We start from the raw sequence: 15963 nt of genomic DNA, 5'->3' as shown, positions 1-15963 counted from the left end.
CGACTCCGGGATGGAGGGGGCGCCGTTGCCGAGTGCCGGCCGAGTGTGGCGTGCGTGGTGGGCTCCCATCCCGTCCGCCATCGACCCAGGCAGAGCCGAGCAGACGCGGCCCAGGGCGTCAAGGTCGTTCGTACAGCGGCGCGCTCCACCTTGACGCCCTGAACCACGCCCGCTCCACGGAGTGTGGGTCGACGGCAGACGGGATGGGAGCTGGGGAAGGTTGTGGGCTGAGCAAAAGGCCATCACAGCCCGGCTTAAGGGGCGAGACTGTACAGATGCGCCGGTAGGTAGAGAGGCCGATATGCCCACAGCAACTTTTCGCGTCGGCGGTACCGAGATCCTCCATGAAGACCGCAGACGCTCGCTTGCAAATCTCGCCGATGATCTTCAGGCCCTAAGCATCGAATGCCACCTCGACTACCGGCCGCCTGATCCAGGGAAGCGGGGAGTCACCTGGTACGAGGTACTGGGTATCTACCTGGGTACCAAGGCGCTCGAAGGTTTGACTGGGTATGCGGTCAACGCGCTCGCGGAGCAGACCCTAGGCAGAGTGATCAGCTGGGCTAAAGATCGGCTGCGGAGGCATGAGACCAACCGACCTCAGTCGATCACCATCTATGGGCCAGACAATCAGCGAGTGCTCACAGTGCTGATCCGCAGCCCTGAACAGATCGAGATCACTGATCACACCTCAGCGCCGAATGATGGGGGTAGCCATCCGCAGCACGCCGACGGTGGATGGACCCCTCCGGAATGATGGCTGTCAAGTAGGCCTCAATCCATGACATCAGCGCCTGACACCAACAGCACCGAACGACGACGGACCAAGGCGTGTCCACACCGCCGTTCTGACACGTTCCGGGCGCTGCGGTCCAGCCGCACTAGGCGTAAATGATCGACCTGATAAGGATGAGGCCACAGGTTCAAATCCTGTTAGCCCCACAGTGACGAAGACCCCCGAGGCGAAAGCCCGGGGGTCTTCGGCGTCTCCGGTGATGTGGGCCGTCCCCGGTGGGGTGCGTGCGTGACTTGCGAGGTGCGGGGTGCGCTCGGGAGCGGCGGGTGCGGGGCGTGGCTGAGGGGCCGACCGGCCGACTCCGGGGAGCCCGGCTCCCGGCTTCGGGGCCACGGCTCCTGGACGGTCGGGCTCGGGGGTGCCCAGTCCTCCGGGCTCCGGGGGTGCCCAGTCCTCCGGGCTCCGGGGGTGCCCAGTCCTCCGGGCTCCGGGGTGCCCGGTCCTCCGGGCTCCTGGAAGGCAGGGCTCCGGGGTGATCGGACCTCCGGGTTCCTGGAAGGCGGGGCTCCGGGGTGCCCGGACCTCCGGGCTTCCCGGGCTCCACCGGGGCCAGGGAAAACTGTGCGAGGCGTCCCGGGACGCCGAAGAGCCCGGCAACTCGGGGGAGTTGCCGGGCTCGCAGCTCGGGCAGAGCGGGAGTGGGTCAGGGGGAATGGGCCTCGGCCGGGTCCTGTGTCGGGTCCTCGGCCGCGCCGTCGGCGCCGGTCGCCTGGTCGTCCGCGTCCCGTACGTCGGCGCGGTGCCGGGAGGAGGGCGAGGAGCCGTGGGCCTCGGCGCGGATGCGCTGCTTCATCGTGGGCGGCAGGGCCGACGCGGCGGGAAGGGCCCATTGCACGCTCGGCGCAACGGAGGTGGCCGGTTCGCTGCGGTTGTACGTCGTGTCGTGCTGCGGTACGGAAGCCGTGGGCGCGGCGGCCGTGGCCTGGCCGGCCAGGCCGAGCGCGGCGAGGAGGGCGACGAGCGCGCCGATGAGTGCGGTCCACCAGGTCGTGATCTTGCTCGTAGCCATGACTTCCTCGCTTCTTCCGTAAGCAGTACGTGCTGTTGGGTTGCCCGAATTGCGTTGTATCCGATGATGTGCGGGAGGGTCGGGCGAAGCGAGGAGCGACGCACCGTATCGGCGGATCTTCCGATGAACTACACACGGATGGAGCATCACCGATTGATATCGATCGGTGTGTATAGTCGGGCGGCAGAGGTCCCTTACGTCAAGGAAAGACGAGGTCGCGCGGTGAAGAAGCTCCTCCTGGTCGCACTGGCCGCCATCGGCGGGCTCCTCGTGTACCGCCAGATCCAGGCGGATCGCGCCGAGCAGGATCTGTGGACGGAGGCGACCGACTCCGTGCCCGCAGGTTCGGGTGTGTGAGACCGAAAGACCCGGTTGCGAAGCCCCGGCCACTGAGGTGGCCGGGGCTTCGTGCTGTCCCGGGGGCGGCCCCGGGCGCCGGTGAGTTCACGTGAGCGAATAGTTGACTTGCGAGGGCAAAGGTGGGGCGGGGCGAAGTGAGGACGAGGCACGGCAGGGTTGGGACGACGGCACGAAGGATCGGGGCGGCGGCCGCCGCGCTGGGCGCGCTCCTGGCGACACCGGGTCCCGCGCAGGCGGCCGGACCGACCCCCTCGTACCGGTTTCCCGAGGGCGTACGGGACGTGGCGGGGGGTGCGCGCAACACCGAGGGACCCGTTCTGCGCGCCGACACCGCCTATAGATCGGTCATCAAGCCCGGTGGCAAGCTCTATTTTCAGCTGGTTCTGGACGGGGTGAAGGATGCCTACGCGTCAGTGGTGGCCCTGCCCGGTCCGACCGGCGCGAAGCTCGCCTACGGTGACTCCGTCAAGGTGTCCATCCAGGACGCGGACGGCGACGACTGCGACTCCCAGCGGCGTTCGATCGGTTCCGCGCAGTATCCGCACCCCATCGCCGCGTCCGCCTACCGTGCCCTGCGCAAGAGCCTGTCGACCTGTCAGGAACCGGGCACCTACTACATGGTGGTCGAGCGCGAGGGCGACGCGGCCTCCACGCCCGCCGACTGGGCACTGGACCTGCGCTACACGACCGAGTCCGTCCGCAGCGGAACCGGGCCGAGCAGTGCCCCCTCCGGCTGGCCCTCCGCGTCGCCCGCCCCGCCCACCGACACCCCGCGCCAGGTCCACGGCGGCACCGGCTTCCACGACGCGGCCGAGCTGTCCCAAGGACAGTGGCGGGATTCCATCCGGCCGGGCGAGACCCTCTTCTTCCAGGTGCCGCTCGAATGGGGCCAGCAGCTCTTCGCCGCCGGAGCCCTGGGGAGCCTCGCCTCGGCCAAGGACGGCTACGTCGGCACCGCGCTCTCCCTGCAGCTCTACAACCCCGTCCTCGGCCCGGTCACCGGGGCATCGGCACCGTACGACGGACGGCAGAAGCAGGCCGCGCTCGAACCGCTCGCGCCGGTCGCCTACGAGAACCGGTACGCGCCCGCGGACGACACCTCGGCGATGCGCGTCAACGGCGCCTACTACCTGGCGGTGTCGCTGAGCCCCGACGTCGGGCGGACCTTCGGGAACGGGCCGTACGACCTGACGCTGCGTCTGACGGTGGCGGGAGCCGCACAGTCCGGGCCGGTGTACGCGGGGCCGGCGCCCGACTTCGGCGCGGGCGGAGCGGCGTCGGGCGGCTCCTCGGCGCACGCGAACACGATGAAGCTCGTCGCCGCCCTCGGCATCGGTACGGGAACGGTTCTGGTGGCCGGGCTCGGGGTGTGGACACTGGTGGCCCGCAGGCGCGTGGCCGCCGCCGGGCGCGGGCCCCAGGGCTTTGGGCCGCCCGGCGCCTGGTAGTCGGGCGTCCAGGTCCGGGGCGGGCGGTCGATCTTCGGGCCGTCAGGTCCGGGTCAGCGCCCAGATGCCGACGGCGAAGCACATCAGCGCGACCAGGAGCACCGGGACCGCTACCTTCGCGGGCGGGCCAGGCCGGGGCGCCGACGCAGACGACGCTGCGGGGGCGGCCGGCGCGGATGCCACGAACGGGTTTGCCTGGAAGGGAACTTGAGGCTGCGCGGCCGCATTGGGGTAGTGCGCGGTGTACGGGGCCGTCGCCGGGGTGGGAGGCGTCTGCTCGTACCGCGGCGGCAGGTGAGCGGGGACCGCCGGTGCCTGCGTGGGCGGCGTGGGCGGCTGTTGCGGGACCGGAGGGAAGGCGACACCGCGGCCCGAGCCGTCGGCGGTGGCGGGGCCGAAGCCGGTGGGCGCCCGGCCCGATGGCCACTGGGCCGCGCCCTCCCAGGCGAAGGCCGATGCCTCGTCAGCAGGAGCAGGAGCAGGAGCAGGAGCAGGGTCCGGGGCATCGGCAGTCGTCGGTGCCGGGGCCGGTTCCGGCTGCTCCGGGCCGTGTTCGGCGAAGCCGGGGGGCAGCGGGCCGATCTGGTCGAAGACCTCGACGGGCTCCTCGTCCGGGTCCGGCTCGGGCAGCAGCTCCACCGCCGAGGCCAGCGCCTTGCGCGCCCCCGTGGCCGTACGGAACCGGTTCTGGGGGTTGGGCTGGAGAAGCCCCGCGAGGACCTGCCAGAGGGGCTCGGGGGTGCCTTGCGGCGCGCTCGGGGTGCCGTGGGCCGCGAAGTACTCGACGAGGGCGCGCGCATCCGGCTTGCTGCCCTCCAGGAGGTACAGCGCGACGAGGCCGACGGCGAACAGATCGGCGGGGAAGTCGGGTTCGGCGCCCATCATCTGCTCGGGCGCGAAGTAACCGGGGGTCCCCACCACGTAGTTGGTCTCGGTGAGGCGCGGCTCGTCCTTGCGCAGGGATATGCCGAAGTCCGAGAGGCGCAGATGGGGGCGCCCGCTTCCGGTGGCCTCCATCAGGATGTTGGCCGGTTTGATGTCCCGGTGGACGACGCCCTCGGCGTGGACCGCGGCGAGGCCGGCGAGCAGCTGGTCGAGCAGGGTGCAGACGAACCTGGGTGGCAACGGGCCGTAGTCGCCGATGAGATGGGCCAGCGAGCCGCCGCTGACCAGGTCCATGGTGAACAGGACCTTGTCGTCGTCGGCGGCCCAGCTGGCGGGTGCGAGGACGTGCGGGTGGTCGATCCTGACGGCCTGCTCGCGGACGAACCGCAGCAGGGTGTGGGCGTCGCTCTGCTGCAGCACCTTCGCGGCTACGTAGCGGCGTCTGCGCCGGTCCCAGGCGCGCCACACCGCTCCGGCCCCGCCCCGGCCGACCGGGTCGACCAGCTCGTACCGACCGGCGAAGACCTCGCCCACCCGATGCCCCCCAGGATCGATCGGCCCGTTGTCAGCTCTGGTGCGACTCGTAGTGCGAGACCGCCTCCGCGGTCCGCCCGGCGCCGTACACCCGGAGGAACTCTGCCAGTTCGGGGTGGGCGGGGGCGAGGGTGTCGGCGGCGTCGATGATGTCACCCGCGGCCGCTACGGAACGCAGCAGCGACTGGATCTCGCGCACCACGCGGCGCACGGTCGGCGCACCCGAACTGGACGTCGTCTGGCCGGTGTTGGTCAGCACCGAGCCTCCTTGCGACTTCTTGATCTCTTCCATGCGGTCGGTGGCCTCCACGGCGCTCACGCTGCCGTCGGCGACCTGTCCCGCCAGATCCTGCAGGGCCTGGACGCGTTGCACCACGGCCGGATTGCCGATCTTGGCGCGCTGTCCGCTCATCAGCTGCGACAGCATGGGCGCCGAGAGCCCGAGAACAGCGGCGAGCCGGGCCTGGTTGAGCCCGAGGTCGTCTATCAGCCGGCGGAAGAGCGCACCCAGCGGCTCCCCGTACCAGCTCCGCTGAAGCTCTCTGGCTCTGGCGGTCGCTTCCTGCTGTGCTGCGTCCATTGCGCGTCTCCCCATCGCTTCCCCATTGAGGCCGCTTCACGGGTGCGAACCTCGACGAGCATCTTACGGAGAGTGGTCGTTCACCGGGAGTCCCAATCCTTTTGGGAGATCCCCCTCTCCACCCGGTACTCTGTTCCCGCAACACCTCATCCGGGGCCTTAGCTCAGTTGGTAGAGCGCTGCCTTTGCAAGGCAGATGTCAGGAGTTCGAATCTCCTAGGCTCCACAACATCAGACCCCTCTGACCTGCGTAAACAGGGTCAGGGGGGTCTTTTTCGTCTCCGTCCGCGTGGCCGGCCGGGCGCCCGGTGCCGGGGCTCGGGCGCCCGGCGCGGGCCGGGCCCCTGCGGTGGCGGCGGCCGTGGCACGAGCCGGGCTCCCCCGGCACCGCGCCGTGGATCGGCCCGGCGGACGCCGAACGGCCGCCGAACAGCCGGATGCCCGGCGGCCCTTGGGGGGCCGCCGGGCATCCGGCCGCGGTCGTGGAGTCAGTGCCGCTTCTCGTCTCCGTCCGCGGCCTCCGCCTCCGCTTCGGCCTGCTTGGCCTGGACCTCGGGGTCGAGGGCCTCGGCGCTGCCGTCCACCGAGCTGAGCGGGGGACGGTCGACGACCTCCGTCGCCTCGGGGGGCTCGACCAGCCAGTCCGGGTTGGCCTGCTTGTCCCACCACCGCCACGCGGCGAACGCTCCGCCGGCGACGACGCCGAGGATCAGGAAGCCCTTGCCCGCGCGGGCGGCCTTGGCCCGGCGCCGGTGCTTGCGCGCCAGCTTCTCGATCTCCTTGGTCGTCACCTGACCGCGCAGCGCCGCGAGCGCCGCGGCGGAGCGCGCCATGGCCTCCTCGCGCAGCGGCTGGGCGGCCGCGACCGCCTGTTCCACGCGCGGGGCGGCGTAGTCGGCGGCCTGGCGGGCAGCCCGGCGCGAATGCCTGGCCGCCTGGTGGGCCACCTCGTCGACCTTCGGCGGGACGCGCGGCGCCACACGGACGTCGTACTGGTGCCGGGCCTGGCTGCGGGCCTGGGCGGCCGCCTTGGACACCTTCGGGGCCACGCGTACGCGTGCCTCCTGGGCGTAGTGCTGGGCATACTGTGCGGCCTGCTGCTTGGCCGAGTCGGCGTAGGGCGCCACCACTTCCGCGGCGTGCAGCACGCTCTCCTTCGCCGTTCCGGTTGCGGCGCGCACGCTCTCCATGCGGGTCACGTGATCCTCCTCCTTGGTGGCGGTTCGGTATGTCGCCTTTCCACCCATCTCGAAATCATGCCTGTTCTGCGAGTACCCGGCATGTGCGGAAAGGCATCCGGGTGGGCGTCGCATCTTTGAAGCAATTGGGGGGAGCGGTGCGGGGCGCACCGCCGAGGGGGGAGCTCGCGGACGACAATGCCACGGTGGGGGGGCAGTACGGGAGCGTTCGGCGGGTATCTGTCGGTAACCGGGCGGTTTCCCTCCGGCGCCGCGGTCCGTGCGAGGATCGGGGGGACGTCAGTACAGACCTTTGAGGAAAGGCAGACCGTGGCCGAGCAGCTTTACGCCACCCTGAAGACCAATCAGGGCGACATCGAGATTCGGCTCCTGCCGAACCACGCACCCAAGACCGTCAAGAACTTCGTCGAACTCGCCCAGGGCGAGCGCGAGTGGGTGAACCCGGCGACCGGCCAGAAGACCACGGACCGGCTGTACGACGGCACGGTCTTCCACCGCGTCATCGAGGGCTTCATGATCCAGGGCGGCGACCCCCTGGGCAACGGCACCGGCGGCCCGGGCTACGAGTTCGGCGACGAGTTCCACCCCGACCTGGCCTTCACCAAGCCGTACCTGCTGGCCATGGCCAACGCCGGCCCGGGCACCAACGGCTCGCAGTTCTTCATCACCGTGTCGCCCACGGCATGGCTGACCGGCAAGCACACCATCTTCGGCGAGGTGTCGACCGACGCCGGCCGCAAGGTCGTGGACGCCATCGTCGCCACCGACACCAACCCGCGCACCGACCGTCCGGTCAAGGACGTGGTCATCGAGTCGGTCGTCGTGGAGAAGCGCGAAGGCTGATCCCCGGCTCCGCAGGGAACCTTTCCGCCCCGCTCGTCCGTATGACGAGCGGGGCGGAGCTGCTGCACGAGGACGAGGGAGCCCGATGAACGAGGACCACCAGGATCAGGCGCGGCAGGCCGGCCCGCCCAGCTGCTACCGCCATCCCGGGGTGCCGACGGCCATCAGCTGCACCCGCTGCGAGCGCCCGATCTGCCCGGACTGCATGGTCAGCGCCTCGGTCGGCTTCCAGTGTCCCGACTGCGTACGCGCCGGCTCCGGCACCGGCCACGCCCCGACGGCCAACCAGCCGCGGACGGTGGCGGGCGGGGTCCTGGCGACGGGCGACCCGCACCTGTTGACCAAGCTGCTCATCGGGATCAACATCGCGCTGTTCCTGGTCCAGCAGGTGGTCGGGAACCGGTTCACCTCCGACTTCTTCCTGCTGGGCCAGTGGCCCGGACACGTCCCGGGTGCGCAGGGCGTCGCCGAGGGGCAGTGGTACCGCCTTCTGACGTCGATGTTCCTGCACCAGGGCTATGCCCACATCGGCTTCAACATGCTCAGCCTCTGGTGGATCGGCGGCCCGCTGGAGGCCGCGCTCGGCCGCGCCCGCTACCTGGCGCTGTACGTGGTGTCGGGCCTCGCCGGCAGCGCGCTGACCTATCTGGTGGCCGCTCCCGACCAGCCCTCGCTCGGCGCCTCCGGCGCGATCTTCGGCCTGTTCGGCGCCATGGCGGTGCTGATGCGGCGGATGAAGTACGACATGCGGCCGGTCATCGGCCTGCTCGTGGTCAACCTGATCTTCACGTTCGCCTGGGCGGGCATCGCCTGGCAGGCGCACGTGGGCGGCCTGGTCGCGGGCGTCCTGCTCGGCATCGGCATGGTCCACGCCCCGGCCGAGCGGCGCTCCCTGGTGCAGTGGGGCAGCTGTGCGCTGGTGCTCGCCGTCTCGGTGGCACTCGTGCTGGTCCGTACGGCACAGCTCACCTGACACAGCGGTCCGGCCACAGCACTCCAACGCAGCGGCCCGATCACACCGGTCCGACCACAGCGGGTGTGAGCTTTCCCCAGAGTTGTCCACAGAGGGTGGCCGGACTTGTGCACCGGGTGGGGGACGACCGTGCCCCTCGCCCCTGACCTGGTGCTTTCCAGGCGGGGCAAGGGGCACATGAGCTGTGGGAGCCGGTGGAACCAGTCACACCGGCGTCAACATCCCGGAAGTTATCCACAGATGGTCTGAGTTATCCACTCCCCGTGGATAGCGCTGTGGATAACTAGGGGCAGAGCTTGCATCCGCCCCCGGTTTCCGCTCCGATCAGAGGGGTCGGAGGGCTACTTCCACTGCGTGGAGACGCCGAAGCCGCCCGCGATGAAGCCGAAGCCGACGACGATGTTCCAGTTTCCGAGCGCCTTGAGCGGCATATCGCCCTCGGTCACATAAAAGAGGACGATCCAGGCCAGCCCGATGAGGAAGAACGCCAGCATCACTGGGGCAACCCAGCCACGACTGCCCAGTTTGATGGCGGTCGCCTGCTTGGCGGGCGGCGGCGTGAAATCGGCCTTCTTGCGGATACGTGACTTCGGCACGAGGAACTCTCCTGTCGATGCGCTGCGTGACCGCGCAGGGAACTGTGGCGGCGCCGGGGGACGGAACTGCGGGGGAATCCTCCCCCAAGCGTCCGTTAGCGTAGTGCTTCCGTGGCGCCGAAGGAGATAAGGGTACGTTGAGCAATTCTGCCGACTCCCCCGACGGGGTCCCCGAGCAGCCCCGGCGACGCCTGCGCGGCCGTCCCGTACGCCTCTTGTCCGCCGCCGTGTTCGCTCTGGCCGGACTCATCTTCGTCACGAGTTTCAACACCGCCAAGGGCACCAACATCCGCACCGACGCCTCGCTCCTGAAGCTGTCGGACCTCATCAAGCAGCGCGACCACAAGAACAAGGAACTCGGCGACGCCGCCGCGGCCCTGCGCGGCGACGTGGACGCGCTCGCTCAGCGCGACGACGGCTCCACGAAGGCCCAGGACCAGCTCCTCAACGGTCTCAAGGACGCCTCGGGCACCGCGCCGGTCTCCGGCAAGGGCCTGACCGTCACGCTCAACGACGCCCCGCCCAACGCCACCGCCGCTCCCGGCTACCCCCCGCCGCAGGCCAACGACCTCGTCATCCACCAGCAGGACCTCCAGGCGGTGGTCAACGCGCTGTGGCAGGGCGGCGCCCAGGGCATCCAGGTCATGGACCAGCGCCTGATCTCCACCAGCGCGGTGCGCTGCGTCGGCAACACCCTGATCCTCCAGGGCCGCGTCTACTCGCCCCCGTACAAGATCACGGCCGTGGGGGACACGGGGAAGCTGCGCGGGGCGCTCGGCGCCTCCAAGGCGATCCAGAACTACCAGCTGTACGTGAAGGCCTACGGGCTCGGCTGGAAAGTCGACGAGCACAGGACGATGACTCTCGCCGCCTACTCGGGCACAGTGGATCTCCACTACGCGAAGCCGGTGAAGTAGCGGCGCGGGAGGGGGCCACCGCCGATGTCCGTGCGCATCCTCGTCAGGTCCTTCAGCGAACTGTGCCTCACCGTCGGCACCCTGATCGTCCTGTTCGTGGTGTACCTCCTGTACTGGACCGGCGTGAAGGCCGACAGCGCCGCGAGCGACCAGATATCGGGCCTTCAGCAGCAGTGGGCCCAGAGCCCCGCGCCCCGCCCGCCGGCCGCGCCCCGGCAGCCCCCCGTACCGGCCGCGTACACCGAGGGCCGCTCCTTCGCCGTCATGTACGTTCCCCGGCTCGGCAAGGACTGGCACAAGCCGGTCCTCGAAGGCACCGCCGTCAAGGACCTCCAGAAGGGCCTCGGCCACTACGACGGCACGACCCGGCTCGGGCAGCCGGGCAACTTCTCGGTCGCCGGCCACCGGCGCACCTACGGCGACCCCTTCAAGGACTTTCCCGAACTGCGCCCCGGCGACGCGGTGGTGCTGCGCGACGACACGACCTGGTACACCTACCGCCTCGACACCCGGCCCTTCCGGACCGTGCCCAGCGACGTCGGCGTCATCGACCCCGTCCCCGCCGAGTCCCCGTTCCGCTCCCCGGGCCGCTATCTGACGCTCACCACCTGCGACCCGGAGTGGGGCAGCAGCCACCGTCTGATCGTCTGGGGCCACCTCGACTCCACGCAGCCCGTGGCACAGGGCAGACCCACAGCTTTGGACGGCTGACCCCACACCGCAGCCCGGCCCCTTAGTCTGGTGCCGTAACGATCGTCGGAAGGGACAGCGGGGACAGCATGTACGGCTGGATCTGGCGGCATCTGCCGGGCAACGCGTGGCTGCGGGCGTTCATCTCGCTCGCGATGGTGCTCGTGATCGTCTACGTGCTTTTCCAGTACGTCTTCCCGTGGGCGGAGCCGCTGCTCCCGTTCAACGACGTGACGGTGGACCAGGGGATGGGGACGGCAGTCCGGTGAGTGCGCGCATTCTCGTAGTCGACAACTACGACAGCTTTGTCTTCAACCTGGTCCAGTACCTGTACCAGCTCGGCGCCGAGTGCGAGGTCGTCCGCAACGACGAGGTCTCCCTCAAGCACGCCCAGGACGGCTTCGACGGCGTCCTGCTCTCCCCCGGCCCCGGCTCGCCCGAACAGGCCGGTGTCTGCGTCGACATGGTGCGCCACTGCGCCGCCACCGGCGTTCCCGTGTTCGGCGTCTGTCTCGGCATGCAGTCGATGATGGTCGCGTACGGCGGCGTCGTGGGCCGGGCCCCCGAACTGCTGCACGGCAAGACGTCTCCGGTGCTGCACCAGGGCGCCGGCGTCTTCGCCGGGCTTCCCTCGCCGTTCACCGCGACCCGCTACCACTCGCTGGCGGCGGAGCCGGCCACCCTGCCGGGTGAGCTGGAGGTCACCGCGCGGACCGAGGACGGCATCATCATGGGTCTGCGCCACCGCGAACTGCCCGTCGAGGGCGTCCAGTTCCACCCCGAGTCGGTGCTGACCGAGCACGGCCACCGGATGCTGGCCAACTGGCTGGTCCGATGCGGGGACGCGGGGGCCGTCGGGCGCTCGGCGGGGCTCGCGCCGGTGGTGGGCAAGGCCGCGGCGTGACTTCGGTGCGCCCGGAGCACGAGTACGACCCGCTGACGGACCCGCTGCCGCAGGGCGGCCACGAGTCTCCCTGGTTCCGTTCCGACAACCCGCCGCCCGAGGCATCAGCCCCCGTACAAGAGCCCGTATCCGGGCCCGCGTACGCGCCCGTTCCGGAGCCGGCGCCCGAGCCCGTGGCGGCGCCCCAGGAGTGGTACGGGCCGGGGCCCGCGGCCCCTCAGCTGGACTGGTACGCCGCGCGGCAGCCGATGCCCGAGCCGGTATCTCCCGCTACGGCGGAGATACCGATCTCCGAACCGATAGCCGTCCCCGAACCGGTGGCCGACTCGCCTGCCGCGGCGGCCTCCGCGGTTCCGCCGGCCACCGGCGGCCGGGCCGAGCGGCGCAAGGCCGCCAAGGGCAAGGGCCGCTCGGCAGCCGCCCCCGTTCCCGCCCCGGCCTCCGACACCGCGCCGGACGGCCGACGGCTCACCCGGGCCGAGGCGCGCCGCGCGGCCAAGGCACGCAAGGACAGCGCGGCGGTGATCGCCAGCCGGGTCCTGGGCGAAGCCTTCATCACCCTCGGCGTGGTGATGCTCCTGTTCGTGACGTACCAGCTGTGGTGGACGAACGTCCGGGCCCACCAGGAAGCCGGCAGCGCCGCCAAGAAGATCGCGCAGGACTGGGCGGACGGCCGCAAGCCCGGAACGTTCGCGCCGGGTCAGGGCTTCGCCATCATGCACATCCCCAAGCTGGACATCGTCGCCCCCGTCGCGCAGGGCACCAGCAAGGCCAAGGTGCTCGACAAGGGCATGATCGGCCACTACGACGAGGGCGGCCTCAAGACGGCGATGCCGTCCGACCCCACCGGCAACTTCGCCGTCGCGGCCCACCGCAACACCCACGGCGAGCCGTTCCGCTACATCAACCGCCTGAAGGCGGGCGACAAGGTCGTCGTCGAGACGCAGGACGCGTACTACACCTACGAGATCACCAGCGAGCTGCCGCAGACCCCGCCGTCCAACGTGTCGGTGCTCAAGCCGATCCCGGTCGGCTCCGGATTCACCAAGCCCGGCCGCTATCTGACGCTGACGACGTGCACGCCGGAATTCACGAGTACCTACCGTCTGATCGTGTGGGGCAAGATGGTCGACGACCGACCGCGCAGCAAGGGCAAGCCCGACGCGCTCGTGGGATGACCGAACGGACAGCAGGGGCGGGTGCGGTGGCGACAGGAACCGACCACGAGGAGCGGACCGGTACGTCCGGACCGGCTCCGGCCCGGCGTGGCCACGGCAGGATCGCGGCCGCCATCAGCGTCTTCGGTGAACTCCTCATCACAGCGGGCCTGTTGCTCGCCCTGTTCGTCGTCTACTCGCTGTGGTGGACCAACGTCATGGCCGACCGCGAGGCCTCCAAGCAGGGCGACACCGTGCGCCGCGACTGGGCGGCTGCCACGGGCCCCGGCGCGCTCGACACCAAGGGCGGCATCGGCTTCCTGCACGTTCCGGCGATGAAGAACGGCGAGGTGCTCGTCGAGAAGGGCACCGACACGGACGTCCTCAACCACGGTGTGGCCGGGTACTACACGGACCCGGTGCGGGCGACGCTTCCCGGTGCGGACAAGGACGGCAACTTCACGCTCGCCGCCCACCGGGACGGCCACGGCGCCAAGTTCCACAACATCGACAAGGTGAAGACGGGCGATCCCGTCGTCTTCGAGACCAAGGACACCTGGTACGTCTACAAGGTGTTCGCCGAGCTGCCCGAGACGTCGAAGTACAACGTCGACGTGCTGCAGCCGGTCCCGAAGGAGTCGGGTGCCAAGAAGCCGGGCCGGTACATCACCCTGACGACCTGCACCCCGGTCTACACCTCGAAGTACCGCTACATCGTGTGGGGCGAGCTGGTGCGCACCGAGAAGGTCGACGCCAAGCGCACCCCGCCGGCCGAACTGCGCTAGCCGTCCCGGCCGCCTCCGCGGCTGTCCGCACAGCACTGAGCCCCGGCACCCTGTGCGGGTCCGGGGCTCAGTGCTGTGTGCTGCGGTCGGCTAGCCCCAGGGCCAGCTGGGCCCGCCGCCGTTGTCGCCGCCGTCGTTCCCGCCGTTCCCGCCGTTCCCGCCGACAGTGGTCAGCGTGACCGGCTGATTCGGGTCGGCCATGGTGCCCGGGCCGGGCGTGACGTTGGCGACGCGCGCCTTGTCGTCGTTCGAACTGCCGGGCGCGAACTGGATGTTGCTGAAGCCGGCCTCGTTCAGTGCCTGCGTGGCCTTCTTCACCGTCATCGCGATCAGGTTCGCCGGGATCTGCGCCTGGCCCGGGGGCGTCGGGGTCGTCTGCGGGCCCTTGGAGACCTTCAGGACGACCTGGACGTCCTTGGCCTGGCTCGTGTTGCCGCTCGGGCTCATCGAGACGACCTGGTTCTGCGGGTCGTTGGAGTCGACTTCCTGGCGGGACACGTTGTTGAAGCCGACGCTGTTGAGCTGCTGGAGCGCGGAGTTGTAGTCCTTGCCCTTCACGTCCGGCAGGTTGATGGTCTGCTTCTTGGCGATCGTGAGCGTGACCGTCGAGTTCTTCTCGGCCTGCGAACCGCCCGCCGGGTCCTGCTTGTCGACCGTGCCCGGAGTCGAGCTGGACTCGACCTCCTTGGTCTTCACCTGGAAGCCCTTGGTCGTGAGCAGCTGGGTGGCGCTGTCCTTGTCCTTCTGCGTGACGTCCGGGACCTCGATCTTCGGGGCGCCCGTGGACACGGTGACCGTGACGGTCTCGCCCTTCTTCATCGTGCCGTTCGCCGGAGACTGCGTGCAGATGTTGCCCTTGGGCTGGTCGGGGCACGGCTCGTTCTTGGACACGGACATCTTCACGCCGGCGTTCGTCGCCAGCTTCTCCGCGTCGCCCTGGCTGTTGCCCACGAGGGTGGGCACGCTGATCGAGCTGCTGTCGGCGCTGTTGTCGAAGACGGACTTGCCGATCAGGATCGCCCCGACCAGCACCAGGACGCCCGCCAGGATCAGCAGGATCGTCGAGGTGTGCGACTTCTTCTGACGGCGCCGGTCGGGGCGGTCGTCGTAGCCGTAGCCGCCGTCGTCCGCGTTGACCGGCGGCAGCATCGACGTCTGGCCGCCACCCGAGTCGGCCTGGCGCAGGGCCGTGGTCGGCTGGTCGTTGCCGTAGCCGCTGTTGTAGCCGTCGTACCCGTTGCCGTAGCCGACCGCGCCGAGGGCGGCGGTCGCGGCGACCGGCTGCCCGTCGAGGTAGGCCTCGATGTCGGCGCGCATCTCGTCGGCCGACTGGTAGCGGTAGTCGGGGTCCTTGACCAGTGCCTTGAGGACGATGGCGTCCATCTCGGGCGTGATCTCGGCGTCGAAGTTGGACGGGGCCTGCGGCTCCTCGCGTACGTGCTGATAGGCCACCGCGACCGGCGAGTCCCCGACGAAGGGGGGCCGGACGGTGAGCAGCTCGTACAGCAGGCAGCCCGTGGAGTAGAGGTCGCTTCGTGCGTCGACCTGCTCGCCCTTGGCCTGCTCCGGGGAGAGGTACTGGGCGGTGCCGATCACGGCCGCGGTCTGCGTCATCGTCATGCCGGAGTCGCCCATGGCGCGGGCGATGCCGAAGTCCATGACCTTGACCTGGCCGGTGCGCGTCAGCATGACGTTCGCCGGCTTGATGTCGCGGTGGACGATTCCGTTGCGGTGCGAGTACTCGAGGGCCTGGAGGATGCCGATGGTCATTTCCAGGGTCCGCTCGGGCAGCAGCTTGCGCCCGGAGTGCAGCAGCTCACGCAGGGTCGAACCGTCGACGTACTCCATCACGATGTACGGGATGGAGACGTTGTCGACGTAGTCCTCGCCGGTGTCGTAGACAGCGACGATCGCCGGGTGGTTGAGCGAGGCGGCCGACTGGGCCTCACGGCGGAACCGGGCCTGGAAGGACGGGTCGCGGGCGAGGTCGGCCCGCAGCGTCTTCACGGCGACGGTGCGGCCGAGCCGGGTGTCGTGCGCGAGGTAGACCTCGGCCATGCCACCACGGCCGAGCACCTGGCCCAGCTCGTACCGGCCGCCGAGGCGACGCGGCTCTTCCATAGCTAATCCAGCCCTCTCCGTCTGTCCCGACCGTACCCATGGGTGGTCCGGCGGTGTGCTGTTCGCGCATACGCTACCGGGCACCGCAAGTCGATCAGCTCGCGGCCGCCACCTGATACCGGACCGGTACAGGGCACGTGTGATGTTTCACGTGAAACGGACGGTGT

17 protein-coding genes and 1 tRNA gene are annotated in these 15963 nt (G+C 70.0%); 12 read left to right on the top strand and 6 right to left on the bottom strand.

The window, feature by feature from the left end:
- Positions 1-301 precede the first annotated feature (301 nt).
- The gene (locus IE267_RS25260; RefSeq protein ID WP_189764815.1) at positions 302-757 is read left to right on the top strand and encodes a hypothetical protein; all 456 of its coding nucleotides are present in this window, start codon (positions 302-304) and stop codon (positions 755-757) included.
- 682 nt (positions 758-1439) lie between these two features.
- On the opposite strand, the gene IE267_RS25255 is transcribed toward IE267_RS25260, so the two are convergent.
- Positions 1440-1805, bottom strand: a complete 366-nt coding sequence (locus tag IE267_RS25255; RefSeq protein ID WP_189764814.1) for a DUF6344 domain-containing protein — start codon at positions 1803-1805, stop codon at positions 1440-1442.
- Positions 1806-2027: 222 nt separating this feature from the next.
- Here IE267_RS25255 and IE267_RS39735 point away from each other — a divergent pair, with 222 nt between their 5' ends.
- Positions 2028-2162 (top strand): DLW-39 family protein, encoded by a 135-nt coding sequence (locus IE267_RS39735; protein WP_003958712.1) that lies wholly within the window; start codon positions 2028-2030, stop codon positions 2160-2162.
- A gap of 137 nt (positions 2163-2299) precedes the next feature.
- Entirely contained in the window at positions 2300-3613 is a 1314-nt protein-coding gene (locus IE267_RS25245; RefSeq protein WP_189764813.1) for a hypothetical protein, read from the top strand.
- Positions 3614-3655: 42 nt separating this feature from the next.
- Here the strand turns inward: IE267_RS25245 and IE267_RS25240 are convergent, their stop codons facing one another.
- Both IE267_RS25240 and IE267_RS25235 read right to left on the bottom strand, forming a co-directional pair.
- Entirely contained in the window at positions 3656-5032 is a 1377-nt protein-coding gene (locus tag IE267_RS25240; RefSeq protein ID WP_189764812.1) for a serine/threonine-protein kinase, read from the bottom strand.
- A 31-nt stretch (positions 5033-5063) separates the two neighbouring features.
- Positions 5064-5612 carry a helix-turn-helix domain-containing protein gene (locus IE267_RS25235; protein WP_161246378.1) on the bottom strand — a complete coding sequence of 183 codons (549 nt, stop codon included), beginning with the start codon at positions 5610-5612 and terminating at the stop codon, positions 5064-5066.
- A gap of 152 nt (positions 5613-5764) precedes the next feature.
- Between IE267_RS25235 and IE267_RS25230 the strand changes: the two genes are divergently transcribed.
- Positions 5765-5837, top strand: a tRNA-Ala gene (locus tag IE267_RS25230).
- Positions 5838-6099: 262 nt separating this feature from the next.
- Here the strand turns inward: IE267_RS25230 and IE267_RS25225 are convergent.
- On the bottom strand, positions 6100-6810 hold the full coding sequence (locus tag IE267_RS25225) for a DUF5324 family protein (protein WP_373300234.1): 711 nt from the start codon (positions 6808-6810) through the stop codon (positions 6100-6102).
- A gap of 309 nt (positions 6811-7119) precedes the next feature.
- On the opposite strand from IE267_RS25225, the gene IE267_RS25220 reads away from it, so the two are divergent.
- Positions 7120-7653 (top strand): peptidylprolyl isomerase, encoded by a 534-nt coding sequence (locus tag IE267_RS25220; protein ID WP_161246382.1) that lies wholly within the window; start codon positions 7120-7122, stop codon positions 7651-7653.
- An 85-nt stretch (positions 7654-7738) separates the two neighbouring features.
- Positions 7739-8626, top strand: coding sequence for a rhomboid family intramembrane serine protease (locus tag IE267_RS25215; RefSeq protein ID WP_167158475.1), 888 nt, complete (start codon positions 7739-7741; stop codon positions 8624-8626).
- A gap of 341 nt (positions 8627-8967) precedes the next feature.
- Here IE267_RS25215 and crgA read toward each other — a convergent pair whose 3' ends face one another.
- Positions 8968-9222 carry a cell division protein CrgA gene (crgA, locus tag IE267_RS25210; RefSeq protein ID WP_100575579.1) on the bottom strand — a complete coding sequence of 85 codons (255 nt, stop codon included), beginning with the start codon at positions 9220-9222 and terminating at the stop codon, positions 8968-8970.
- Between the two features lie 137 nt (positions 9223-9359).
- Between crgA and IE267_RS25205 the strand changes: the two genes are divergently transcribed.
- The 6 genes from IE267_RS25205 (at position 9360) to IE267_RS25180 (ending at position 13675) form a co-directional block, all read left to right on the top strand.
- Positions 9360-10139, top strand: a complete 780-nt coding sequence (locus IE267_RS25205; protein WP_189764811.1) for a DUF881 domain-containing protein — start codon at positions 9360-9362, stop codon at positions 10137-10139.
- Between the two features lie 24 nt (positions 10140-10163).
- A complete protein-coding gene (locus IE267_RS25200) occupies positions 10164-10850 on the top strand; it encodes a class E sortase (protein ID WP_189764810.1) in 687 nt (228 codons plus the stop codon).
- A 68-nt stretch (positions 10851-10918) separates the two neighbouring features.
- The gene (locus tag IE267_RS25195) at positions 10919-11098 is read left to right on the top strand and encodes a hypothetical protein (protein ID WP_100575577.1); all 180 of its coding nucleotides are present in this window, start codon (positions 10919-10921) and stop codon (positions 11096-11098) included.
- Positions 11095-11733, top strand: coding sequence for an aminodeoxychorismate/anthranilate synthase component II (locus tag IE267_RS25190; RefSeq protein ID WP_167158477.1), 639 nt, complete (start codon positions 11095-11097; stop codon positions 11731-11733). Before IE267_RS25195 ends, IE267_RS25190 begins: the two co-directional genes overlap by 4 nt.
- The gene (locus tag IE267_RS25185; protein ID WP_189764809.1) at positions 11664-12911 is read left to right on the top strand and encodes a class E sortase; all 1248 of its coding nucleotides are present in this window, start codon (positions 11664-11666) and stop codon (positions 12909-12911) included. The genes IE267_RS25190 and IE267_RS25185 overlap by 70 nt, the downstream gene beginning before the upstream one ends.
- A 26-nt stretch (positions 12912-12937) precedes the next feature.
- Positions 12938-13675: a class E sortase gene (locus tag IE267_RS25180; protein WP_229861408.1), complete on the top strand. Its 738-nt coding sequence runs from the start codon at positions 12938-12940 to the stop codon at positions 13673-13675.
- A 90-nt stretch (positions 13676-13765) separates the two neighbouring features.
- Here the strand turns inward: IE267_RS25180 and pknB are convergent, their stop codons facing one another.
- On the bottom strand, positions 13766-15796 hold the full coding sequence (gene pknB / locus IE267_RS25175; RefSeq protein WP_189764808.1) for a Stk1 family PASTA domain-containing Ser/Thr kinase: 2031 nt from the start codon (positions 15794-15796) through the stop codon (positions 13766-13768).
- Positions 15797-15963: the final 167 nt, after the last annotated feature.

Source organism: Streptomyces xanthochromogenes, assembly GCF_014650455.1.
GTDB lineage: Bacteria > Actinomycetota > Actinomycetes > Streptomycetales > Streptomycetaceae > Streptomyces > Streptomyces xanthochromogenes.
The sequence above is the reverse complement of the archived record's forward strand: the minus strand, read 5'-3'. Positions and strand labels throughout refer to the sequence as shown.